Raw genomic sequence first — 22,721 nt, 5'->3', positions numbered from 1 at the left:
ACGGCTGGAGGACCCCACGATGGCGCAGATTCCCACCTCGGCAGTAGCGGCGGCCGGCCTGGTCGGCGGCTACGCCACGGCCCGCTGGACCGGCGTACGCCCGCTCGGCGGCGTGGTCCTCGCGGCCGCGGGCACCCTCGCGGCCCGCGAATGGCACCGCCGCACGACCCCGACGACGACGGCCCTCCTCGGCGCGGCCTACGTCGCCGCGTTCGCGGGATCGCACCCCCTGGCAAAGAAGATCGGCGCCTGGCCGGCGGTCTTCACGGCGGCGGCCGCGGTAGCCACGGCCTCCTACGCGGCGGCGGACCGCTAGGGGGCATCCGGCCCTCTGGCCCTCAACAGCCCCTCAAGCTTGTCGAAGCCCTGGGTCCAGCCCTCGTCGTGCAGGGCGAGACGTCCCTCGGTGGCGAAGCCGAGCTGCACGAAGACGAGCCGGGTGGAGCCCGTGCCGTCGCCGTGCAGCTCCAGGACCACGATCGTCTCCCGGTCCTCGGGGTCGGGGTCTTCCCAGCGGAACGTGTACGACAGCAGGGCGGGCGGCTCCACTTCCAGGAATTCGCCGGTGAGGAAGAAGGAACCCCCTTCCGGCGGTTGCATCTCGATCCGATAGGCCCCGCCGGGCCGCAGGTCGCTCTCCCCCCGGGGAATGCTGAACCCGTCCGGCCCCCACCACTTCGCCAGCTCCACGGGATCGGTCAAGGCCTGGAACACCACCCCGGGCGCTACGGGGAACGCGCGCTCCATGCGGAGCCTGAGCAAGCCGTCCTGAGTCATCACGCTCCCTGGGGATGCGGCGGAAAAGCAACTCATTCCATCGTAGGAGGCGGGAACCGCGCTGTCGCAGGGACGCCGCAGCTATGGGACGCGCCATCGCAATTGCGTCGCCCGGGCGCATCAGTATCAGCATCAGCAGTCTTTGGTTCAGCCCCTCACAATCGATCTCCGGCCACGTTCGGCGCTGCCGCTGTGATTCCGTTGCGGGGCTCTTACTGCATCCGTATCCTTTCGGGCAACGCGTCGACGGAGACGAGTAGCCACGGATCACGCGAGCAGAGAGAGCCGCCGGTAGCTGTGAAGGCGGACTCGTGCCCCGTGGTGAAGACCCTCCCGAGCGCGGGGAGGAAAGGCCCACGGGCCCAATGCCCCGCCGGTTTGCCCCCGTCATCGGGCTGAATGAGGCCGCCGCTGTCTGGCGGTGGCAAAGGCGTGGTGGCACCGCGAGTACCCTTCTCGCCCACGCTTCCAAGGGATCATGACGACGCCCCTGGAGGGCTGCGATGATCCACACGACTAGCCGCGTACTGGTTTCTGACCTACGCGCACACCTCGACCAGACCGTCACCGTCTCGGGCTGGGTGAACGCGCTCCGGCTGCAGCGCAAGATGCAGTTCGTCATCCTGCGGGACCACTCCGGCATGGTCCAGGTGACCCACAAGCGCGACGGCGGCCCGCTTGAAGCCATCATCGAATCGGTTACCCCTGAGTCCGCCGTCCGGATCACCGGCCGGCTCGTAGAGGCGGCCCAGGTCAAGCTGGGCGGCCTGGAGATCGTCCCCGAAGCGATTGAGGTGCTGAACCGGGCGGAGACGCCCCTGCCGATCGACGAGCACACCGGCCCCGAGCACCGGCTCGACTGGCGATTCCTCGATGTACGCAAGCGGGCCACCGCGCAGATGGTGTTCGCCGCGCAGACGACCCTGGAGCAGGGGCTGCGGGAGTACGCCATGCAGAACGGCTGCACGGAGATGCACACGCCGAAGCTGATGGGCACCGCCTCGGAGTCCGGCGCGGAGGTGTTCAAGCTCGGGTACTTCGACCGGTCGGCTTACCTCGCGCAGTCTCCGCAGTTCTACAAGCAGATGGCCGTGGCCGCCGGCATCGACCGGGTCTTCGAGATCGGTCCCGTCTTCCGGGCCGAGCCGTCGTACACCTCGCGGCATGCGACCGAGTTCACCGGCGTGGACGTCGAGCTGTCGTGGATCGACGATGTCGAGGACGTGATGGCGTTCGAGGAGCGGATGCTCGCTCACGCCATCGCGAAGGTCGCCGAGGTCCATGGTGAGGCGATCCAGGAGGTCTTCGGTATCGAGGTCGTGGTGCCGGAGGCTCCGTTCCCCAGGATCACGATGGCCGAGGCGCAGGAGATCCTGCGGGCCGGCGGCTGGGACCCCGAAGGCGTCAAGGAGGACCTGGACCCGGAAGGTGAGCGCACCATCGCCGCCCACATGAAGCAGCTCACGGGCCACGAGTTCGTGTTCATCACGCACTACCCGGCCAGCATCCGGCCGTTCTACCACATGCGTCCGGCGGACCGGCCGGACCTGACGCTCAGCTTCGACCTGCTCTGGAAGGGCCTGGAGATCACCACCGGGGCCCAGCGTGAGCACCGCTCCGACGTGCTGCTCAAGCAGGCGGAGGAGAAGAGCATGGACACCGAGCCGATGCAGGACTACATGAACATCTTCCGCTTCGGGTGCCCGCCGCACGGCGGCCTCGGCGCCGGCCTGGGCCGGATCCTGATGGTCATGCTCGGCCTGGACTCGATCCGCGAGGCCGCGTTCCTGTTCCGCGGCCCGAACCGCCTCACTCCCTGAGCCAGGGGTAGACGCACCTCTGCCCCACCGCCTGCCTGGCGGTGGGGCAGCTGGGGCTCGCTCAGTACCGGGTGTGGCCCAGGTCGAGGGTCCACGCCTCGGCGGGGTTCTTGTCCCAGTGGTCGCGCAGGGCCAGCTCGCGGTCGGCGTACCGGCCGCGGCGGGACAGGCCGCCATGGGAGAGCGTGACGCTGAGCGCGAGCGGCGATTCGGTGGTGACCCAGTGCGGGGTCAGGGCGTGACTCCACAGCTGGTCGCCTGGCTGCATCGTTACCGACTGCCTGGCCGCCTCGTCGTGCGGTGGGGGATCTTCGGCGGTGGTCTCACCGAGGACCGCGGCTTGGGGTGACAGGTGCTTGTCGGGGTTGTGGTAGCTGTGGAAGGTCTTGATCCCTTGGACCTGCCACACCAGACCGTGCGAGTTGTCGTTGTGGTAGGTCGAGGCCGCCCCTTCGGTGGACAGGAACAGGATGGGCGCGCACCGCTGCCACGTGAATCCCTGCGTCGACAGATGGGTGCGCCAGGGCACCATGACCTCGTCCTGGAAGCCGGCCAGGATCTCGCCGTAGAACCGGGCGAGGTTGAAGTGCACCAGGCGGAACGGCCACGTGGCGATCTCCTCGACTGGGGCCGTCCGGAACGCGGCTGTGCGCTCCATGCGCACCTTCCAGTCGTCCTCGCCGAGAATCGTGAACCGCACCTCCTCGTCCCGGCGGACGTGGTCGAGGATGTCGATCGACGGCAGGAACAGGTAGTCGAACGGGACCTGCATACGGAAGTTCGGCGGCCGCCTCCAGCGGCTGTTGAAGTCGTTGGGATCGGTGACGGAGACCGACGGTTGCACGTGGACCCCCAAGGTCAGGCTGCCGCGCAGTCGCGGGACGCGGGGCGGCAGATGGCGGCGCAGTCGGGTCCGACGCGGTCCGTGGTCGGCGCGTCGAGGAAGGCTCGGATCTCGGTACGTGGGGCGTGGACACTGACCTCGGATGCTCCGTAGGGGCAGTGCCGCACCTCGCCGTCGGCCGACATGTAGAGGGTGGCCGACCGACAGGGGTGACTCTCCTCCTTGGACAGCTGTAGTTGCCGCAGGTCGTCGAGGTAGGAGCGGTATCCGTTGGACAGGCGGAAGTACTGGTCGAGTACCACCGTGTCGCGCGCCCTCTGGACCAGGGAGTCCTGGAGTGATCGGTTATCCCGGCGCAGGGCGGCTTCGGAGAGGAGGACGGGACTCAGCTGGACGTCGATCCCCGTTCCCGCTACGAGGTCGGCGAGCTGCGCGGCTTCGTCGTCGTCCACATCCCAGTAGGTGAGGTGAAGGACTTTCGAGGGGGTGTCGACGGCGTCCAGCGTCGAGACCGCCGAGGCTGCGGTCCGTGTGGTGCGGCCGAGTGTCATCGCGCCCTGCGAGTCTGCGGAGACGGTCACGTTGGTCAGAAGGTGTCCGACCTCCGCGAGGGCGGTGACCTCAGCCTCCGAGCGGGCCGAGGTCACCATGGACACCGTCATGCCGAACTGGAGAGCCAGGCGGACGAGCTGCCGGAGGTCCGGGTGATGGGTCGGCTCACCACCCGTGAGGCACACGCCCTCCACCCCGGTCTCCTTCAGCCGCGACAGGGCACGCGAGTACGTCGCGGTGGTGAGGAAGCCGCGGGCGCGGTCGGCCCGGAAGCAGAAACTGCACGCGACCTCGCAGTGCCCCGCCGTCGAGATCAGCGCCGTACGGACCGGGGTGCTCATTGCACCCCCGTGTTGTCCCATACCGCGATGGCCACGGTGCTGGTGTAGAAAGCGCACATCTGCGGGTCGGGCGTGCTGCCGCCGATGAGGGCTTGTTCGTTGCGGGACGGGCCGCCGCATATGGCCAGCGCCGGGCAGTCGCCGCACGCGGGGATCGGCGCGACCTTCTTCGTCGCCCTTGTGAGGCGGCTGGGGTCCGACCGTAGCTCGTCGAGTGTGTGGAGGAACTCGGGTTCGGTGAAGTTGATGTCGCAGACGCTGACCTGGTTGCCGGGCAGGAGGGCGGCGTTGAGGCTGCGGTCGCCCTGCATGTGGTCGAAGAGCATCGGTCGGCGGGTATCGAGGGCCTGGAAGGCACGGTCGAGGACGGAGAAGAGCATCCCGCCCTTCCCGAGTGCGGTCAGGCGGGCTTCGTAGAGCTCCCGGGCCAGGTCCGTGCCGTTCACCCGCCACTCGCCCCCGGTGGGGATGGGCGTGTTGACGTAGATGAACTTGAGGCCGAGGTCGTCGATGATCCACTGCACGCTCTCGGCCAGGCGCCCGATGTTCGACGCCGTCGGGGTGAGGTTGCAGCCAACGTGCAGGCCCTTCGCCTCGACCAGGCGCCGGACGTTGCGGCGGATGCGGTCGTCCGCGGGCTGTCCGCCGAGGAGGAGCCGGTTCGCCGAGTTGATGCCCGGCGGGCCGTCGATGGAGATGCCCACCCCGTACTCGCGCTGTACGAAGTGGTCGAGGGCCTCGTCCGTCAGGCGAGCGCCGTTGGTGACGACCGTGCGCCGGACCCGCTCTACGCCGTGCCGGGCCGCGAGGGTGTCGGCGAGTTCGTCGCCGTACTTCATGAGGTCGAAGCGGATCGTCGGCTCGCCGCCGAACCACTGGATCGAGACCTCTTCCTGCCCAGCGTTCTGCTCGAACAGGAACTCAAGGCCGGCGGCGAGCTCCTGCTCCGTCATGTCCGGCTTGCCGCTGTTCGTGTCGACGAAGCAGTACGTGCAGGCCATGTTGCAGCGGTCGGTGAGCACTACCCGCAGGCCGCTGATCCGACGCGGCGTCGGGTCGATGCCCAGGGTGTGGAGGCGGTGGTGGAGTGCTTCACGGCGGTCGGCCGCAGGGCCGTCCTTGGTGAAGCCGAGCCCGGCGAGGGCTAAGTGCGTCGCGGTCGGGGGGACCCCGGCGAGGTCAGAGACCTCGCCGGGGTCGAGAAGCACACTCTCCAGCGTGACCGGGTCGAGGAGGACAGCCTCCCCGTCCCGGTCGTACTGGAAGTATTTCCCCCACAGAAGCTGGGGAGTGGCCACTGGGTCAGGCCGCCGTTTCCTCTTCGGCGATACCCAGCTCGGCCATGACGGCGCGGACCTTGTCCTCGGCGTCGGCCTGGAGCCGGGCGGAGGCCGCGGGGGAACCGCCGTCGGAGAGGACGATCACACCGGGGAGAGTCGGGTTCGGCGCGATGACCGTGAGACCGGCCGGTTCGGTGCTGATGACCATGACGGCGCCCTCCAGGCTGACCCAGTCGGTGCGGTCCTTCAGGGCCTCCAGGATGCGGCCCTGCTTGTCGCGGAAGGAGGCGCGCTCTCCCATCCACACGCCCGCCTTGGACTTGGAGTCCACGACGTCCGCGTAGATGAGGTGGTTCTGCTTCTCTTTCCTGGGCTTCGGCATAGCTGATCTCCTTGGTGGAAGGGTGACCGCCCGGGACGGGCAGCTTGGATCCGCTCTGGTGCCGCCGGTCTGGTGCCGTATGGCACCTCGCCGGTTTCGTGCGCGGCGCTCTGGCGCCGTTCCCCGTCGGTGCCGTCCGCTTGGTCGGCACCGACGGGAAGCCTGTTCAGCCCCTTGTCTCGCTGGGCTGGGCCGGGTGGGCGATCGGCCGTAGGAGATGGAGAGTGTTCGGATCGGCAGTCCATTCCCGACCCGAGTGGTCCATCGGGCGCATGTGCGCCACCTTCCTGACCGGCCTATCGGTGAGTTTCGATACGTAGACCAGGACGGCGCCCACGGTTCCGCGACGTCCGCTGGCGGGGTGTGCGACGTCCTGGCCGAGGAACCGGTGCCCGGTGTCCTCCGTGACCCAGACGTTCGTCCCCGTGGTCTCGCTCATTGGGCTCCTCCGAGGCCGAGGAAGGCGTCGAACTGGGCGGAGCTCCAGGTGGAGGGGTCGCTGTTCCGGCTACGGAACGCCTCGGCGGCCCGGGGCAGGCCGCGGCGCTCCGACGGGGTGCCGGCTGACGTCTCCACGTACGGGGCCACGACGGCCTCGTAGTGCGTGCTGATCGCGCCAGGGGTTCTTCGGGGAAGCCGGGGGCCGCTCACGTTCCACTCCCTTTCGCCGGGGTCTTCGAGGTGGCGTAAGGGTCCCCCTGGTGCGGGTGTCACGGCCACGACGCGGTTGGTGTCCTCTGGTGCTCGCCAGGGTGACCGGGGTGTCATGGAGGTGGCACCGCGATGTCATCTGCACGGATTCCATTGCGCAGCAGGGATGTTGAGCAGTAGGCACGAAGTGGAGCGGGCGCGACGTGGCCCGTCTCCTGACCTTGAGGGAGCGACCGATGGACGATCCGGCGACGCTGCTGCGCGTGTTAGTCCAGCAACGGCATTGGCGTTACAGGGACTTCGTCACGGCATTCGAGCGCGCGGCCGTACAGGCCGGAGTGCAGGGCATGTCGGTGTCGGAGGCACAGTTCCGGCGGTGGACGTCGGGCCGGATCAAGACCATGGCGGGACCGGACACGTGCCGGGCACTGGAGCAACTCTTCGGCGTGGACGCCGCGGCGCTGTTCGGGCCACCGCCCGCGCTGTCGCCCTCGGCATCGGTGACTCCCACTGCGTACGACCTCGAAAGTGAAATCGCCATGACCGCACGTGACGCCGCTGATGAGGCGGGGGCTGCCGCCGCGCAGTCCGTATCCGACACGACCATCGACCAGCTCCGTGACGACGCCCTGTCCCTCGCCCGCTCGTACGGCGCCGCAAGCGCCTTCGAGGTGTTCCGGCGGGCCAGGCTTCTCCGCTCGGAGGCCGAGCACCAACGTGGACTCACCAAGGTGCCTGCGCAGCAACAGGAGCTGCTGATCGTGGCGGGACAGGCATGCGCGCTGCTGTCGACCGCCGCGTTCGACCTCGGCGCCCTGGACGACTCGGCACGCCTCGCCCGGTCGGCGGCCCTGTACGGGGAGATGGCCCGCTTCGATCCACTACGGGCCTACGCCACCGGATCCCTGGCAATCTGCGCGTACTTCACGGGCCGCCCCTCGGAGGCCGTACGCCACGCGCGGACCGCAATGGCCTACGCCGGTCTGGGCGACACGGCCAGGCGGCGACTGCTGTCCATCGAAGCCCGCGCCCACGGACACCTCGGGGACCGGGAACGGGCCACCCGCGCGCTCGTCGCGTCCACGCGGCAGGACAGCGGCGATCGGGACGCCCTGCACGACGACGTCGGAGGCGAGTTCGCCTTCAACGAGGAACGGCTGCTGATGTCCAACGGCACCACCGCCCTGCTCGTCGGCGACGGGGCAGGGGCCGAGGTGACTGCGCAGCGGGCGCTGGACCTGGTCGCGTCCCGGCCGCCGGCCCGGCAGTCGGTAGCGGTCCGGGGCAAGGCCGCGGCCGACCTCGCTGCGGCGCAGGTGCTCCGGGGCGACCTAGACGCGGCGGCGGCGACGCTGGAGACGGTGTGGGTGATCCCAGCAGAACAGCGTGTGGCGGGACTCTTGGAGCGCACTGGCGGCTTGCGTCGTGCGCTGACGGCCCCTGCGTTCAGAGGGACGCAGGTGGCCGTCACGCTCGGCGAACAGATCGAAGAGTTCGGGCGTCTCTCGGCGCCGAGGCAGTTGGGTACGGGGAGCGGGCTCCTTACCATCGAGCCCTGATCCAGCCCCTGCGCCTACGAGTAGCCGAGGGCGGCAAGGATCTGGGCTTCCTTGGCGGGGTCCACGCCGTGCTCGGCCCACCTCGGATGTTCGACCGGCCGACCATCTGCCTGCATCCACGCCCAGGTGTCGGCAATGGTGTCGGCAAGCGGACGGCAGCGGAGCCCGGCAGCCACGGCACGGGAAGCGTCGACGGACCACACCCCGGAGTGGGTGCGCCACAGTGGAAGCTCCGTCCACTGCTTGACACCGTGCGCAGTGAGTGCCGCCGCATCGGCCCACACCGGGCTGCCGGTGCTATCGGTAACGGCCAGGCATGTGGCGATGAAGTCGGCCCAGCTGACGCCCCCGGGGTGGGCGATGTTGAACGCCCGGCCGGTGCCACCGGTGCCGGCCTGATCGACGGCGAAGGCGGCGACGTCCCGCACGTCCACAGGCTGGATCCTCTGGGCGGCCGGCGCCGGGACGACGATCGGGCCGCCGCGCTGGGCTCGGGTGAGCCACCAGGGGAGGCGGCCGACGTACTCGCCAGGCCCCAAGATCACCCCGGGCCGCAGGAACACCACGTCGTCCCCGAAGGCGGCGCGTACAGCAGCCTCTCCGCCAGCCTTCTGGAACCCGTACTTCGTCGGACTGCCGTCGGCGCTGGTGTGCCCGAACAACTCGTCGGCATCCGGTGGGCACTCCAGCAGAAGGGAGTCCTCGGTGAGCGCTTGGTGGGGCCAGCCCTGATAGACGGACACCGTGGACACGTGCACCCACCGGGCGGCGACCGGGCGCAGGGCTTCGGCGGCGAGGAGCACATCACGGGGAGGGAACTCGCTGCTGGAGGTGTCGATGACAGCATCCCACGGCCCATGTGCGGCGAGCCGCTTCATGTCCTCGGGGCTGGTCCGGTCGCCCCGGACAGTGTCGGCGCCCTCGACCGCACCGGAGCGGCCACGGTTGAACGCCGTCACCTCCCACCCGCGTCGAAGTGCTTCGTCAACGATCGCTCGGCCGAGGAACCATGTGCCACCCATCACGAGAATCCGCATGAGGTCGACCCTGCCATGCAGCGCCATGCGACACCATCCCGCCCGTCATGGCCAGCGGCTGAGCCCACGAAAGGCCGGTTGAATCTGGTGGTTGGTAGCGGTGGGGCTGGTTGCCCCGTTCAGTGGATGTGACCGGTGCCGCGGCTGGCCGGTACCTGGTGCGGTTGTCACGGCCGCTCTGGCTTCTTGCGGTGCCGAGAACCACCGCTACGGCTGTGCGTTCCGAAGCCCTTCGATGAAGACGCGCCAAGCCACATCCCCGAACGAAACCGTTTCTCCCATCGGTCGCTTGGAGTCACGCAGAGCGATCGAGTAGGTGACGAATGCTGCCTCGACACACTCGCTGTGCTCGGCCCCGCTGTAGGAGGACTTGACCCAGACGGTGCTGCCTATGGCCGGTGAGATGAGGTTCATTACAACTCCTCGTGGACACGCTTGATTAGGGCTGATGATGCAGCCATGTCCAACGCTTGTGCGCGGAGGTACTCGAAGGCAAGCCGGTAGCGGTCCAGCTCTTTGTCCTGCTCCATGAACAGCGAACCTACGTGAGTGTCCACGTACACGACATCCAAAGATGGCTCGGGCCCGCCGATGATCACGAAACTGCCCATGGCGGCAGAGTGCGCACCCTTGGAGAAGGGCAGCACCTGCAAGGTGATGTGCTGAGACTTGTTGGCCTCAAGGAGGCGCTCGAGCTGAGCTTTCATCACCTGCCGCGAGCCCACAACACGTCGGATCACCGACTCGTCGAGGATGGCCCAGAGGTGCGGTGGCTTGGGGCGGTCGAGGATCTCCTGCCGCTTCATCCGGATATCGACAAGCCGCTCGATCTCCTCGGGCGGCAGCCTCATCTCTGAGGCGTACTGGACGGCCTCTGTGTAGGCGCGTGTCTGGAGAAGCCCGGGCACGTAGAGGCAGTTGAAGTGGTCTTCCCTCACGGCCTCGTCCTCCAGGGTGAGCAGCAGGTTCATGCTCTCCGGAATCGAGTCGGCGATGGAGTTCCACCATCCCTGCCGCTTCGCGCCCTTCGCTAGCTCTACGACTGCAGTCCGCTCAGCATCGGTGGCCCCGTATTCGCGGCACAACGCCTCCACGATGGGCCACTTCACCGGCCCCGCCTGGGTCTCGTACCGGCTGACGGTGGCCTTGGATACGCCGACGACGTGGCCGGCCTCCTCCAGAGTCATGCCCGCGCGGGCGCGCAGCTTGCGCATGGTCGCCCCGAGCTGTCGGCGTCGGGTGGTTGCTCTGGCTGACATGCGTGCCGTCTCCCGAGGTGCTGTTCTGCTGCCGGAGTGGAGGCAACAAGGCTATGTGCGACGGACGTTGCGCCGTCGGAATTCACCCGAACGATTCTCGTGAGAAGTTACATGATGAGACTTCTCAATGCGATACTCCACTCGTGACGCTACGCAGCGCAGTCGTACGGATACGACTGGTGCAGGTGCAGGTGCAGGTGCTGTCGTGGCATGGGAGGGAGCCCCATGAGTGGATATCCGTCTGTCGACCGCCGGTCTCGCTGTGTTCTGCCGTTCACGGCGGAGGCTGCGGAACTGTGTCTCCTGCGACGCATCGTCAGAGATCAACTTGTTGCCTGGGGTCTCCCGGCCCTCGCTGGAGATGCGCAGCTGGCCGTCACAGAACTCACGGCCAATGTGATCAAGCATGTGGGTGCGGGCACGTCCGCGACGCTGGTCATGGAGTCAGAGCCTGCTGAGGCACGTCTTCGAGTAGAGATCCACGACAAGAGCCACACCACCCCTGTGATGGAGCGGCCGTCCCGTGAAGAAGAGTCCGGCAGGGGCCTGCACCTGCTGGCTGCGCTGGCGGTTGACTGGGGCACGGTTCTGACGGCAACCGGCAAGGCGGTCTGGTGCGAACTCGCACTCCAGTCGGACCGGCAGTACCGTCGGGTGCAACGCGGAGCGGCCGTCCTGGCGGCCTACCGCGGTCTTTCCGATAGCCCGCACCCTCCCGCCGCCTGGCGCCCGCAGGCCGTGGAGCAGTCGGTGGCTGATCTCATCGCCGACGTCCTCCACTGGCTAGCGGCACAGGGTTGCGACCCGGACGACATCCTGGACCGTGCCCAGACCCACTACGAGGCCGAGACGGGCGCGGCATAGGGAGCGCCGGAGCCGGGGCGATCGCGTAGGAAGTCCCTAGACTTCCTACGCGATGGACAAGAAAGAACCCTCCGAGCCCGTTCCGTGGAGCCCGCCCCCAGGCTCCTGGGCATCGTCGGCGGCTAACCGCCGCAGCATGCTGGGCAACCGAAGCCGCGACACTTCACCGGAACGGGCACTGCGGTCTCTGCTGCACGCCAGCGGGCTGCGCTACCGCGTGGCGGCCAAACCGCTTCCGGACATGCGTCGTACCGCTGACTTGGTGTTCCGCCCTGTACGCGTTGCCGTCTTCGTCGACGGCTGTTTCTGGCACGGCTGCCCCGATCACTTCGTAGCGCCGAAGACAAACCCTGAGTACTGGCGGGAGAAGATCGGCAGGAACATGCAGCGGGATCGGGAGACGGACCAGAAGCTCGCCGAGGCGGGTTGGCTTGTCTTGCGCTTCTGGGAGCATCAGGCTCCCGAGGAGTGCGCGGATGCAGTTCGGGGTGCGATCGCTGCCCGGAGGAACGCACCCGAGTGAGGATCTCGAAGGGTGAAGCCTCGAAGCTCCCTCTCGGGATTCCGCTCCTCCTCAGCCAGCATCTGTTGCTGCGAGTAGCACAGATGCTGTGGGTGTTAGCAGAGGGGCGAGTGCCGGTATGCCTGATTCGAGAACATCGGATGGGATGTTGAGACGGCACGCTTCCCAGCGCCCGAGGACGCCAGGGTCGGTCGGAACGTGCGACGCGATCCAGTCGCTCGGTACGGTCCATACGGCGATCGGCTCGCCATTCGGTCGGAGCTGGACAGCGACCATGCGCCAGTGGGGGTCGCGGAGCATCGTCTCGTACTCATTGCGCGATATGTAGACCGTCAACCGGCCACGTCGCAGAGTTGATTTGACTTCGAGATGGACCGAACAGACCTGTCCCTGAACTGCGATGTCGTAACCGTGAGCGTCGGACCACGCTGCAATGTGCTCGACTGCTGCCGCAGTCGAGGCATGCAGAAGGTTGAGTAGGGCCTCCTCGCCCATGGCCCCGATTCGGGCGCGTCCAGCTGCGTCTACCTTTCCCCAGGCGGCGCCGATGCGCGCGTACGCGTCGTCGGCTTCGAGCCCTAGCGCCTCGGCAGCACGAAGTGCGTCCTCAGGGATTTCGTCGGGGCTCTGGACGAGTACGTCGGCATCAGACAGCCAGGAGGCGCCGCTGTCCACGATCGCAGCGTCGTAGATTCTCACTTCTGGAGGTACGCCGACGTCCTTCGCATCGAGCATCCCCGTCTTGCGAATCCATGCGTATGCGGCGTCGTACTGGGTGGGCGTGATGTCGCTGAACTCGGCGTGCGTCGTGAAGAGCGCACGGCAGCGCGCGGCGCCCGATGCCGGGAGGCGGTGGAGCCAGCGCGCGGCCGCGCGTAGGACCGGATCAGGAGGTACGGGCATGGAGGTAGCCCATCATCGCTTGCAGGTCCTTTAGATCCAAGCCACCGCCAACGGCTGGCTCCTCATCGAGGTCGGCCAGTTCCTGAACCGCAGGATCGTCGAGGATGCGTCCCATGAACTGCAGTTTGTCGGCGAGCCGCTGGGCGACTACTTCGTCGATGGTGCCTTCGGAAGCGAGTACGGTGATGCGGGTCTCGGCCTCTGGAGCGAGCCCTAGACGGTGGATCCTGTCGAGGCTCTGGAGGAAGCGCCCTGCCGCGAAGTCCCGATCGACGTAGACAGCATCGTGGCAGTCGTGGTGAAGGCTGATGCCTTCGCCGAGCGTCGCTGGGTTGGATAGGAGCACCATGCAGTCAGGATCCCTGCGGAACCGGTTGATCTGGTCATCACGATCCTCAGTGCCGCCATGAACGACAGCCGGGGAGAATGCCCCGAGGATCCGCTTGAGCGTGTTCAAGCTGCGAACGAAGGTGGACCAGATGAGCGTCTTGCGACCCAGGGCTGCATTGGCTGAGACGATGGCCAACACCTCCTGGTACTTGGGTGACATCTCATAGCTGGGCAGGTCTTGCATCAACTCGTAGAGCGGCGTGTTCTCCGGCACGGTGAGCGGGGGTACTTGGTACGCCAGAGGCTCGTGACGCGTTGTGCCCACTGCTAGGAGCGCAGGGCTGGTCGCCGCCATCAGCATGTAGACGATGACCTTGCCGAGTTGCTGAAAATCGGCCTCCGCACCCGCAACGCGTGCTGAGAACCGGCCGATGAGCGCGTCGTGGATCTCGCGGTGCAGAGGAGGAAGGGGCACAGGACGCAGGCTGGTAGTCACGGGCGGCAGCCCAAGCTCGCCCTTCGTTGTTCGGGCGAAGAGGGGGCGGAGCGCCTGGCTCGCCTTGACCAGATCGCCGCCGGCCACGGCTTGAGTGACCTTCCTGCGGCCATGGCCTGGCCAGACGAATCCAAACAGATTTTCCAAATCTCTGACACCGTTGGGGGCCGGGGTGCCTGTGAGGATGAGTCGGCGGCGGGCCCTGGGGCCGAGGGCGAGGCAGGCAGAGCCGTAGGTGCCGTCAGCTCCGAGCTTCATGCGGTGAGCCTCATCGAGCAGCAACAGCGATGGCCGGGCTGTCAACCAAGCGCTCAGCTCATTGACAGCGCCACTGAGGCGCTCGTAGTTCACGATGACGGCTTCAGCCGTCGGATCCACCCTTCCGGAGAAGACTTCCATGCTGAGAGGCTTCTCCAGGCACTGGGAATTCTCGTTATGCCATGCCTCGTAGCAGGACTTCGGCCCTACGACGAGAAGTCGCTCAACTCCTTCTGCTCGCCGCATGGCTTGGAAGACAGCGAGGCCGACCCGGGTCTTGCCGGCGCCGGGCACAGAGAAGTTGGCGCCGTGCCGCAGCGAGATCAGCTTGGCAATATCCCGCCGTTGGAATCCGGTCAGATCGGCAGTCCAACCAGGGCCGAGGAGTCCGTCGATCTCGGTTGGGTTCACAGCGCCTACGGCAGCGGCTTCCGGATCGAGGCGCCTCTCTACAGCTTGAGCGTCGGCTGCTGAGTCTGTGGCGAGGGCAGCCAGCTGAGGATCCCATTCTACCGAGCTGGGTTGTGGCCAGGAAGCGACTGCCACAAGGTTAGTGAGAAGGTCGTCGATTTCGATGTCAACAGAACCGTGTGAGCGCTGCGTGCTGCTGTTGAAGCGCAGCGCGAGCCGGCGCAGGTCGGCCTCGAAGCCGAATGCTGCTCGAAGGCGGGCCCTGGTCGCGGCATCGCCGAACTCGATCTTCAGGCTCGGTCCGACCGATTGCATGATCACGCCTCCGCGCGCGTGGCTTCGAGCAGCCATGCCACGCCGTCGCCAGGAGTGGTGAACGTTCGCCCGGCCTGCTTCGCCAGTCGAACAAGGCTTGCCCGGAGAGTAAGTAGTGCGTCGTCGAATGATTCTTCATCAAGGACGCGCTTTGCTTTGGCGTCGGCGAACTCGGAAGCGCACTGATTCACGTGATCTGCAGCATCCGTGAGGCGCTCTGGCACGGCGATCTTACGCTTCTGCAGTTGGGCATTCAGGCCGGCCAGCTTAACTGCGGCGGTAAAGACATCGCTTGCAGCAGTCATAAGCTGACCTGCTCTGGCCACCTCTGCGGGGTCCAGCTTGTCGGCGTTTTGTACTGCGGCTTTTGCTCGCAGGAGGGTATCGGTCAGGGCACGAGTTGTCTTGACCGTCGGGGCTGCGTCTTGGACAGCTACGCCTGGAAGGCCGGGAATGCCCACGGAAGCGGACTGCTGTTCTGCAGGCTTCAATTCCATGGGCAGGCGCTCGTCAAGGTACCGGGTGTGGAAGTCGGCCTCCGCCAGTCGAATTGACGTCTTGGCGAAGTCCAGCACGACCATGGCCAGGCGCGACTCCTTCAGCTGATCTGCTGCATCAGGGTCGGTTTGCTTCAGTTTGGTGTAGTCGCGGTGCAATTCTCGGAGCTGTTCCTGGTCTTCTTCGAAGTCCACCAGGCGCAGGGTTGCTCCGCTATCTGTCCGACTGCGTTCGATCGCATCGAGAATGAGCTGGTATACCCACCTGTCCTTGTGGAGGGTATTCGTCTTAATGTTGAAAGCGCGCGCGATGTCGTCTTCGCGCCTACCTGCGGCCAGCTGCTCTTCGACTGCGATGAGCCGGTTCACGTATGTGTAGTCGCGCCGCTTGTCGCGACGGAGCTGGAGAGAGAGTTCAACGTCGCTGATATCGCTGCGCGAGGTGTCGGGCGGGAGGACGGCGACACGGATGTCCTTGACTCCGAGCTGTCGTAGAGCGGCGCATCGGGTGTTGCCGTCAACGAGGATTCCCTCGGGCGTGATGATCCCGGGATCCTTCTGGCCGGACTCGCGGAGCTCATCGACGAGGGCGGTGAAGTCGGGGTCGGTCTGATTCGGGTTCGAGGGTTTGCAGCCGAGCAGGTGGCGCAGATAGTCCTGGGCGGGCTCGCTCCAAGGTTCCTCGTCCAAAACACGGTTCCGCTCCAGGTCGAGGGAGCGCTGTGCCCGGATGCGGTGCGTATCAGGGTTGAAGTACAGCATCTGGACAGGCATCGAGATGACGTCTAGGTGCTTTTGCTGCCCCCTCCAGTCGACCGTGACCTTGGCGCCGGCCTCCGTCCTTGCCTGGACGAGGCGCTCCTCGACGAGCATGCGGTTCGTCTCTGCCTCAGGCGGAACGTCGAACTTCCCTGCCATGCCTGATCCTCCAAGGGCGCCGTGGCCATCCGTGATGTCATGCATCATTGCAGCAGCCACTGACGACTTGAGTCAGATGATCATAAAATCAGTCACCCAGTCAGCGTGTGAACGGAGTTGCGGTGTCTCTGCCTGCATGGAACGACCCGGAGGTCAACGGTGGCACCATGGTCCGCGGGGCGTTGTGGCTCCTCCAGGAGATTGGTGAAGGCGGCACCTTCACCAAGGAGCAGATCCGTGAAGCCTTCCCCGGAATCGCTCAAGCCGACCGGCGGATCCGGGGCCTCCGTATCTTCGACTGGGTCATGCATACCAACACTGAGGACGCTTCGCTAGCTTCCGATCAGCAACGGTTCGTCAAGGCGGGCGTACCGGTGTGGGATCCGGTCGCGCGTCGTGCCGCAACGCCGAAGAAGGTGTCTGCGAAGGAAGTGCGGGCCGCTTTGGAGCGGGACGACTACATGTGCACCGTGTGCGGCATCACCGGTGCCGAACCGTACGCCGACGACATCAATCAGACCGCCGTGCTTTCCGTCTCGCGCCGCGACGTGGTGCTCCCCAGCGGAGAGCGGGAAATCCTGCCAGTGACGGAATGTAAGCGTTGCCGTGCGGGTGGTGATGACAGGCCCGTGGACGCGGCTCGTCTGGTCGAGGACATCGAGTGCCTCGATCCGGCGGACCGGGAACGCCTCGCTCGCTGGGCGGAGAGGGGGCGGCGAGACGCTGTCCCTGTGGAGCGCGCGTGGAGCGCCTACCGCCGCCTTCCCGCTCAGGCGCGCGCTGAAGTACACCGAGCACTGAAGGGCTAGTTCAATCGAGTTCCAGCAGGGGCCGGGGCGCCGGCCCCTGCCGCGGCAAACCGGGCATTTGTGACATGTCCGTGGTAGCGCATAGACTTCCGCGTCCTCACCAGAGCCCGCATCGACCATTCCGCAGGTAGCGAACCTGCAGGCTGGGATGCTGGCATCCCGTGCGGAGCTGGAAATCCAATTTCATCATCTTGCGGCCACTGGGGTACCCGCTGACTGCTCGTGCGCTGGCTAGGCCAGCGCATCTGGAGGGAGATCGCATGTCTTCGGCGAAGAGCAACGAGGATCTCGAGGTGGTCGAGATCTGCGCCGGTGCAGGCGGTCAGTCTCTGGGGCTTGACCGTGCGGGTTTCCGGCACCGGCTCGCGGTCGAACTCGACTCGCATGCCGTGGCTACTCTGCAGCTAAATCGGCCGAAATGGGATGTGCGGCAGGGGGATGTCGCCGATATCGAAGTTTGGGACCCGGAGAAGTTCAAGGGCGTCGACCTCTTCGCTGGCGGCGTGCCATGCCCGCCGTTCAGCATCGCAGGCAAGCAGATGGGCGCTACCGACGAGCGAGACCTCTTCGCTTGGGCTATCGAGGCCTGCGGGCGTATGCAGCCCAGGGCCCTACTCCTGGAGAACGTCCGAGGGCTCAGCGCCAACCGCTTCTCTGCCTATCGTCAGCATGTCCTCGACCAGCTTCATGACTACGGGTACGTGGGCGAGTGGAAGCTCCTCCACGCGTCCGACTTCGGAGTTCCTCAGCTTCGGCCGCGTTTCGTGCTTGTCGCCATGCCCAAGGAGTACGCCGAATACTTCACGTGGCCTGAGACTCTCGACGCCCCCAAGCCGACAGTCGGCGAGACCCTGCTTGACTTGATGAAGGCAGGCGGCTGGGAGGGTGCCGAAGATTGGGCGAAGAAGGCTGACTCCATTGCACCGACCATCGTCGGAGGTTCGAAGAGGCACGGGGGAGCGGACCTGGGGCCGACGCGGGCGAAGCGTGCCTGGGCCGAGCTCGGTGTAGATGGCCTTGGCGTTGCAGATGCCCCGCCTGCTCCCGGATGGGAGCCCAAGCCTGGAGTCCCAGGGCCCAAGCTCACCACAGAGATGGTCGCTCGCATCCAGGGCTGGAGGCATGGATTTGACGAGTGGAAGTTCGAGGGCCGCAAGACTGCGGTGTACCGCCAGATCGGAAACGCATTTCCCCCTCCAGTAGCCGAGGCTGTCGGTCGGTCGATCGCGAGAGCCCTCCGTAAGGAAGGCCCGCGCCATGAGCTGATCGAGTCCACTAGCACTGTCCAGGACCCTGTCTACAAGCTGCTTCGTGGTGCGACCCGTCCCATGGCGTCGGACCAGATCATTGCGAAGCTTGCCAAGGCCGGTATCTCCATGGACATCCCTGAGATCGAACGGCACCTGAGCCATCTGAGCCGTGACTTTGAAGTGCAGACCATCCAGCGCTCGTCAGGCGCGTATGCCTACTCCCTTGGCGCGTTCAAGGCGTTCACTGGACAAGAAGACCACCAGCGTCACGACTTCTTCGTCCATCAGCGCGCGAAGATCAGCTAAAACGCGCGGTTAGGAAGTGCCGTGGCACTCCGCGTACGGCTTGCCCGATGTGCACCAGCAGGGGGCGGTGGGGGTCGGGGGCCATGGGGTGGCCTTGCCGCGGGCTGCCAGGGTCGTGGCGTATTCGGCCAGCAGGGACGGGGAGGCCGGGGAGGTCTTCTCCGATGCCGCGAAGGCCTCGTACGAGGGGACGCTCGCCGTGACGATGCCCAGGTTCGTGGTGCCCGAGGCGGCCAGGGCGCGGAGGGAGGTTTCGATCTCCCTCAGGTGGGCCTCGTGTGAGGGGTATTCGGAGGCGAGGGTCGGGTAGCTGGTCAGCAGCTCCGACAGTTCGTGCTGCGGCCAGTGCAGGATCGCCACCGGGAAGGGGCGGGAGAGGGCCGCGCGGCGGTCGCCCAGTTCGGCGCGCAGGCGGGCGATCTCGGCGCGCAGTTCGGCGGGGTCGTCGGAGCCCAGGGCCCAGATGCGCTTCGGGTCGTGGAGCTCGTCGAGGGGGATCGGGCCGATGTGGCGGGTGTCCGCGACCATGTCCCAGTCGTCGTGCGGGCGCCCGAGGAGGCGGCGTACGCGGTGGCGGCCCGTGAGGAGGGCGGTGGTGGCCGGGGTCAGCGGGTCGTCCTCCGCGATGAGGAGGGTGGCCGCCTCGGTGAAGCAGTCGTGCGAGGCCTCCAACTCGTCGTGGGCCTCCAGGGCTTCCGCGATGACCTCCCACGGCGCCGGGTCCTTGGGCGAGGCGGCGCGGATGCCCGAGATGAGGGCGCGGGCCTCCGGCTCGTGGCCGTACTCCCAGAGGTTCGCCGCCTGCAGGGCCTTGATCAGGTGGGGGTCGGCGGGTGAGGAGGAGAGGAGTTGGTCGTACAGGGCACTCGCCCGGTCGCGTGCGTCGGCCAGTTCGAGGTGGGCCGCGGCCTGGAGGAGCAAGGGCTCCTGGTCCTCGGGGTAGCGGGTCGCCGTGCGGATGAGGCGCTCGGCTTCGGCGATGTGCTCTGCAGGCGTATCGGGGCGCATGGTTCACACCGTACTGCCGCTGGTCAGTTGGCGGGGGAGGACTTAGGGTGCCGCCCGTGCGAGATCGCGTACCTGTGGTGGTGCAGGGGAGCGGCCGGCGGGGGCGCCGGGCCGGTCTCGCGGGGGTGCTGTGGGCGGGCGCCGAGCTGATCGTCACCGTGGGGGTGGTGGTCCTGTTGCTGGTGGTGCATCAGGTGTGGTGGACCAATCGGCAGGCCGCGGCTGCCGCGCAGGAGCAGGTCCAGGCGCTGGAGCGGGCGTGGGGTGAGGGGCCCGTCGCTGGTTCCGGGGTCGGTGGTGGTGGCGGGGACGAGGCCGGGGTCGGTGGCGGTGGCGGGCCGGTGGTGGGGCCGGAGCCGAGCGGGCCGGCGGATTCCGGGGCGGCGCCCGCGGCGACCCGGGCCGCCGCCCGGCCCGCCGCCGGGCCTTCCGCGCGGGACCGGGCGTACGCCGTGCTGCGTGTCCCGCGCCTCGGGCTCGTCGTGCCCGTCGCGCAGGGCGTGGACAAGCGGGCCGTCCTGGACAAGGGCTACGCCGGGCAGTACCCGGGGACCGCCGGGCCCGGGGCGCAGGGGAACTTCGCGCTGGCCGGGCACCGGAACACGCACGGCGAGCCGTTCCGGTACATCAACCGGCTGCGGGCGGGCGACGAGCTGATCGTCGACATGCGCGGGCGCCGGTACACGTACGTCGTCGGGAAGATCCTGAGCGAGACCACCGAGCGGGACACCGGGGTGATCGCGCCCGTGCCGCGCAGCGTGGTGAAACCGGACCAGGGGTACAGCGAGCCCGGGGCGTACATCACGCTCACCACCTGCACGCCCGAGTACAGCTCGAAGTACCGGCTGGTGGTCTGGGGGACCCTACTCAAGTCTTCCTGACCTCGATACTTCCGGCCGATGGATCTGTCGGTGGGCCCGGTTACCATCGATGTCGTACGGGAGTTCGTGCGCGGGAGTGGAGAGGGGGAGGTCCGTATGGCTCGGCGACGACGCGACGGCCGCCTGCTGTCCTTCGCCCTGTACGCGCGGACCTCGCGGGTCCTCGCCCTGCTGCTCCCGCTCGTGCTGCTCGGGGGACTCCTCGGGCTGTTCGCCGGGGAGGGCGGGCTGGGCGCCGTGGTGGTCGCCTTCACGGCCACCGTCGCCGTGGGCACCGCGGCTCTCGCCGCCGCCGCGCGGCTCGTGCGGCCCGTGCCGCCGCACCGAATACGCACCGCGATCCGTGATCGCGAGCAGCGCACGGCTTTCCTGCCGCAGCGTGATCCCGATGCCTCGGGCCGGTCGAGGCCCAGGGCGCCCGGCCGTCTCGTACCGACGGCCGCGTAGGGGCGCGCAGTACTTCTCGCCTTCTGCTGACTGATCACTGTTGTCGCCCCTCGCGGGTCGTCACGCCGAAATGCATCTCTTTCGACGTTCGACGAGACCCTTCGGAGGGCCCGCGTGTCCGTTTTCACCCACCTTGTTGCTGAGCTGGGCCGGCTTCTGGAGCCGGTGCTGGCGCAGTCCGCGACCGCTGCCGCGATCGTGCTGTTCACCGTGCTCGTACGGCTCGCGCTGCACCCGCTGAGCCGGGCCGCCTTCCGGGGAGCGACTCCTGCGGCGGGGTGCCTGCCGATCCTGTTGCAGCTGCCGGTGTTCTTCGTGATGTACCAGGCGTTCTCCTCCGCCGAGGTGGGCGGGAAGGCCAACGAGCTGCTCGGGCACCGGCTCTTCGCCGCGCCGCTGGGGGCCCGGTGGACCGAGGCGCTGGGCGAGGGCGGCCTGTTCGGGGCGCAGGGGCTGGTGTTCCTCGGGCTGTTCGGGGCGATCGCGGTGGTGGCCGCGTGGAGCGCGGTGCGGGGGCGCCGGACGGCTGCCTCGGTCGCGGCCGCCGCCGCTGCCGCCGCAGCCGGTGCCCCGAAGAAGGCCGCCGCCTCCAAGAAGCCCGGGGCCAAGCCCGGGGCCAACGCCGGGGCTAAGCCCGGGGTCGGGGGCATGGCCGAGGTGAGCGCCGAGCAGCAGGAGGTCATGCGCAAGCTGGGCGGCGTACTGCCCCTGCTGTCGTTCGGGACGCTGATCACGGCCGCCGTGGTGCCGCTGGCCGCCGGGATGTACCTGCTGACCACCACCGCGTGGTCGGTGGCGGAGCGGGCCTGGCTCCAGTACCGCAAGGAGCGGGCGGAGCGGCTGATGGGTGGAGGCGAGCGTTCCAGTCTGTGAACAGGGTCTTGCGGATTGGGTGGACATCTTGGAGGATCGACCAAATCCTCCGATGGCCGCAACCCATCGGCCGGCCCTGGGCACGCCCCTGGGTCGACCACCCACGACCACGGGAGAATGCCCATGAAGCTGCTGCGTGTCGGACCCGTAGGGTCGGAGCGCCCCGCGCTGCTCGACCGGGACGGGACCCTGCGTGACCTGTCCGGCCTGATCACGGATGTGGACGGCGGCCTGCTGGCCGACGACTCCGTGCTGACCCGGGTACGGGACGCGGCCGAGTCCGGTGAGCTCCCGGTCCTGAGTGCCGAAGGCCTGCGCATCGGTGCCCCGGTCGGCCGCATCGGCAAGGTCGTGGGCATCGGCCTGAACTACTTCGGGCACGCCGCCGAGATCGGCGCGGAGCCGCCGGCCGAGCCGATCCTGTTCCTGAAGGCCCCGGACACCGTGGTCGGCCCCGACGACACCGTGCTGATCCCGCGCGGCAGCGTGAAGACCGACTGGGAGGCCGAGCTCGGCGTCGTCATCGGCAGCACCGCCCGCTACCTTGACTCCGCCGTGCAGGGGCTCGCGCACGTCGGCGGGTACGTGCTGGTCAACGACGTCTCGGAGCGCGAGTTCCAGATCGAGCGCGGCGGCACCTGGGACAAGGGCAAGAACTGCGAGACCTTCACCCCGCTCGGCCCCTGGCTGCTCACCGCCGACGAGGTCCCGAACCCGCAGGTCCTGGACGTGAAGCTGTGGGTCAACGGTGAGCTCAAGCAGGACGGCAACACCTCGGACCAGATCTTCCCGGTCGGCGAGGTCGTCCGGTACCTGAGCCACTTCATGACCCTGTACCCGGGCGACGTCATCGTCACCGGTACGCCGGGCGGCGTGGCCATGGGCCAGCCGGAGCCGAAGCCCTACCTGCGGGCCGGTGACGTGGTGGAGGTGGAGATCACGGGTCTCGGGCGTCAGCGCCAGGAGTTCAAGGGCGCGTAGCCGGACGCGGACGCGGACGCGGACATGGAAGGGGCGGGGGCCCCCCCCCGGGCCCCCCCCCGTAACCCGGGGGGGGGGGGGGTGAGCCCCCGGCCCCCCATCGGGGGCCGCGGGTGGGGGGGCCCCCCGCGGCGGCCCCGGCGCGCCCG

Annotated in this window: 24 protein-coding genes; 11 read left to right on the top strand and 13 right to left on the bottom strand. The window is 67.7% G+C overall.

Annotated features, from left to right (window positions below):
• The first annotated feature begins 19 nt into the window (after positions 1 to 19).
• Positions 20 to 316, top strand: coding sequence for a hypothetical protein (locus tag ACFY04_RS04650; protein ID WP_314252730.1), 297 nt, complete (start codon positions 20 to 22; stop codon positions 314 to 316).
• Here the strand turns inward: ACFY04_RS04650 and ACFY04_RS04645 are convergent.
• On the bottom strand, positions 313 to 777 hold the full coding sequence (locus ACFY04_RS04645) for an SRPBCC domain-containing protein (RefSeq protein WP_389114188.1): 465 nt from the start codon (positions 775 to 777) through the stop codon (positions 313 to 315). The two genes, ACFY04_RS04650 and ACFY04_RS04645, sit on opposite strands and share 4 nt — an antisense overlap.
• A gap of 503 nt (positions 778 to 1,280) precedes the next feature.
• Between ACFY04_RS04645 and aspS the strand changes: the two genes are divergently transcribed.
• Positions 1,281 to 2,597, top strand: coding sequence for an aspartate--tRNA(Asn) ligase (aspS, locus tag ACFY04_RS04640; RefSeq protein WP_389114187.1), 1,317 nt, complete (start codon positions 1,281 to 1,283; stop codon positions 2,595 to 2,597).
• A 61-nt stretch (positions 2,598 to 2,658) separates the two neighbouring features.
• Here the strand turns inward: aspS and ACFY04_RS04635 are convergent, their stop codons facing one another.
• The 5 genes from ACFY04_RS04635 to ACFY04_RS04615 all read right to left on the bottom strand — a co-directional run bounded on the left by ACFY04_RS04635 (position 2,659) and on the right by ACFY04_RS04615 (position 6,647).
• Positions 2,659 to 3,441: a hypothetical protein gene (locus ACFY04_RS04635; protein ID WP_389114186.1), complete on the bottom strand. Its 783-nt coding sequence runs from the start codon at positions 3,439 to 3,441 to the stop codon at positions 2,659 to 2,661.
• 14 nt (positions 3,442 to 3,455) lie between these two features.
• Positions 3,456 to 4,334: a radical SAM protein gene (locus ACFY04_RS04630; RefSeq protein WP_389114185.1), complete on the bottom strand. Its 879-nt coding sequence runs from the start codon at positions 4,332 to 4,334 to the stop codon at positions 3,456 to 3,458.
• Entirely contained in the window at positions 4,331 to 5,632 is a 1,302-nt protein-coding gene (locus ACFY04_RS04625) for a radical SAM protein (protein ID WP_389114184.1), read from the bottom strand. The genes ACFY04_RS04630 and ACFY04_RS04625 overlap by 4 nt, the downstream gene beginning before the upstream one ends.
• 4 nt (positions 5,633 to 5,636) lie before the next feature.
• Positions 5,637 to 5,996 (bottom strand): hypothetical protein, encoded by a 360-nt coding sequence (locus ACFY04_RS04620; protein WP_266907177.1) that lies wholly within the window; start codon positions 5,994 to 5,996, stop codon positions 5,637 to 5,639.
• Between the two features lie 435 nt (positions 5,997 to 6,431).
• Complete coding sequence (locus ACFY04_RS04615; protein WP_389114183.1) at positions 6,432 to 6,647, bottom strand: hypothetical protein; 216 nt, start codon at positions 6,645 to 6,647, stop codon at positions 6,432 to 6,434.
• A 236-nt stretch (positions 6,648 to 6,883) separates the two neighbouring features.
• Here ACFY04_RS04615 and ACFY04_RS04610 point away from each other — a divergent pair, with 236 nt between their 5' ends.
• On the top strand, positions 6,884 to 8,206 hold the full coding sequence (locus ACFY04_RS04610) for a DNA-binding protein (RefSeq protein ID WP_389114182.1): 1,323 nt from the start codon (positions 6,884 to 6,886) through the stop codon (positions 8,204 to 8,206).
• Positions 8,207 to 8,220: 14 nt separating this feature from the next.
• Here ACFY04_RS04610 and ACFY04_RS04605 read toward each other — a convergent pair whose 3' ends face one another.
• The 3 genes from ACFY04_RS04605 to ACFY04_RS04595 form a co-directional block, all read right to left on the bottom strand.
• Complete coding sequence (locus tag ACFY04_RS04605) at positions 8,221 to 9,270, bottom strand: NAD-dependent epimerase/dehydratase family protein (RefSeq protein WP_389114181.1); 1,050 nt, start codon at positions 9,268 to 9,270, stop codon at positions 8,221 to 8,223.
• Positions 9,271 to 9,450: 180 nt separating this feature from the next.
• Positions 9,451 to 9,657: a DUF397 domain-containing protein gene (locus ACFY04_RS04600; protein ID WP_389114180.1), complete on the bottom strand. Its 207-nt coding sequence runs from the start codon at positions 9,655 to 9,657 to the stop codon at positions 9,451 to 9,453.
• Positions 9,657 to 10,502, bottom strand: a complete 846-nt coding sequence (locus ACFY04_RS04595; RefSeq protein WP_389114179.1) for a helix-turn-helix domain-containing protein — start codon at positions 10,500 to 10,502, stop codon at positions 9,657 to 9,659. The genes ACFY04_RS04600 and ACFY04_RS04595 overlap by 1 nt, the downstream gene beginning before the upstream one ends.
• Positions 10,503 to 10,727: 225 nt before the next feature.
• Here ACFY04_RS04595 and ACFY04_RS04590 point away from each other — a divergent pair, with 225 nt between their 5' ends.
• Together ACFY04_RS04590 and ACFY04_RS04585 are read left to right on the top strand one after the other, a co-directional pair.
• Positions 10,728 to 11,366, top strand: a complete 639-nt coding sequence (locus ACFY04_RS04590) for an ATP-binding protein (RefSeq protein ID WP_389114178.1) — start codon at positions 10,728 to 10,730, stop codon at positions 11,364 to 11,366.
• Between the two features lie 52 nt (positions 11,367 to 11,418).
• Positions 11,419 to 11,889 carry a very short patch repair endonuclease gene (locus ACFY04_RS04585; RefSeq protein ID WP_389114177.1) on the top strand — a complete coding sequence of 157 codons (471 nt, stop codon included), beginning with the start codon at positions 11,419 to 11,421 and terminating at the stop codon, positions 11,887 to 11,889.
• Between the two features lie 51 nt (positions 11,890 to 11,940).
• Here ACFY04_RS04585 and ACFY04_RS04580 read toward each other — a convergent pair whose 3' ends face one another.
• Genes ACFY04_RS04580 through ACFY04_RS04570 form a run of 3 tightly spaced genes read right to left on the bottom strand, consistent with a single transcriptional unit; the run spans position 11,941 to position 16,017 of the window.
• Positions 11,941 to 12,792 carry a protein NO VEIN domain-containing protein gene (locus tag ACFY04_RS04580; protein ID WP_389114176.1) on the bottom strand — a complete coding sequence of 284 codons (852 nt, stop codon included), beginning with the start codon at positions 12,790 to 12,792 and terminating at the stop codon, positions 11,941 to 11,943.
• Positions 12,776 to 14,602, bottom strand: coding sequence for a DEAD/DEAH box helicase (locus ACFY04_RS04575; protein WP_389114175.1), 1,827 nt, complete (start codon positions 14,600 to 14,602; stop codon positions 12,776 to 12,778). Before ACFY04_RS04575 ends, ACFY04_RS04580 begins: the two co-directional genes overlap by 17 nt.
• A gap of 2 nt (positions 14,603 to 14,604) precedes the next feature.
• Entirely contained in the window at positions 14,605 to 16,017 is a 1,413-nt protein-coding gene (locus ACFY04_RS04570) for a ParB N-terminal domain-containing protein (protein ID WP_389114174.1), read from the bottom strand.
• 122 nt (positions 16,018 to 16,139) lie between these two features.
• On the opposite strand from ACFY04_RS04570, the gene ACFY04_RS04565 reads away from it, so the two are divergent.
• Together ACFY04_RS04565 and ACFY04_RS04560 are read left to right on the top strand one after the other, a co-directional pair.
• Complete coding sequence (locus tag ACFY04_RS04565; protein WP_389114173.1) at positions 16,140 to 16,826, top strand: hypothetical protein; 687 nt, start codon at positions 16,140 to 16,142, stop codon at positions 16,824 to 16,826.
• 260 nt (positions 16,827 to 17,086) lie between these two features.
• Positions 17,087 to 18,382 carry a DNA cytosine methyltransferase gene (locus tag ACFY04_RS04560; RefSeq protein ID WP_389114172.1) on the top strand — a complete coding sequence of 432 codons (1,296 nt, stop codon included), beginning with the start codon at positions 17,087 to 17,089 and terminating at the stop codon, positions 18,380 to 18,382.
• Positions 18,383 to 18,391: 9 nt separating this feature from the next.
• On the opposite strand, the gene ACFY04_RS04555 is transcribed toward ACFY04_RS04560, so the two are convergent.
• Positions 18,392 to 19,390, bottom strand: coding sequence for an SEC-C metal-binding domain-containing protein (locus ACFY04_RS04555; protein WP_389114171.1), 999 nt, complete (start codon positions 19,388 to 19,390; stop codon positions 18,392 to 18,394).
• A gap of 56 nt (positions 19,391 to 19,446) precedes the next feature.
• On the opposite strand from ACFY04_RS04555, the gene ACFY04_RS04550 reads away from it, so the two are divergent.
• From ACFY04_RS04550 to ACFY04_RS04535, 4 genes are all read left to right on the top strand, one after another.
• On the top strand, positions 19,447 to 20,271 hold the full coding sequence (locus tag ACFY04_RS04550) for a class E sortase (RefSeq protein ID WP_389114170.1): 825 nt from the start codon (positions 19,447 to 19,449) through the stop codon (positions 20,269 to 20,271).
• A 96-nt stretch (positions 20,272 to 20,367) separates the two neighbouring features.
• Positions 20,368 to 20,718 carry a DUF6412 domain-containing protein gene (locus tag ACFY04_RS04545; protein WP_389114169.1) on the top strand — a complete coding sequence of 117 codons (351 nt, stop codon included), beginning with the start codon at positions 20,368 to 20,370 and terminating at the stop codon, positions 20,716 to 20,718.
• A gap of 114 nt (positions 20,719 to 20,832) precedes the next feature.
• Positions 20,833 to 21,591, top strand: coding sequence for a YidC/Oxa1 family membrane protein insertase (locus tag ACFY04_RS04540; protein ID WP_389114168.1), 759 nt, complete (start codon positions 20,833 to 20,835; stop codon positions 21,589 to 21,591).
• A gap of 123 nt (positions 21,592 to 21,714) precedes the next feature.
• Positions 21,715 to 22,572, top strand: a complete 858-nt coding sequence (locus tag ACFY04_RS04535; protein ID WP_351163557.1) for a fumarylacetoacetate hydrolase family protein — start codon at positions 21,715 to 21,717, stop codon at positions 22,570 to 22,572.
• Positions 22,573 to 22,721: the final 149 nt, after the last annotated feature.

The sequence above is a fragment of the Streptomyces sp. NPDC001549 genome (assembly GCF_042894025.1).
GTDB lineage: Bacteria > Actinomycetota > Actinomycetes > Streptomycetales > Streptomycetaceae > Streptomyces > Streptomyces kutzneri.
This window is presented reverse-complemented; position numbering and strand designations above follow the sequence as displayed.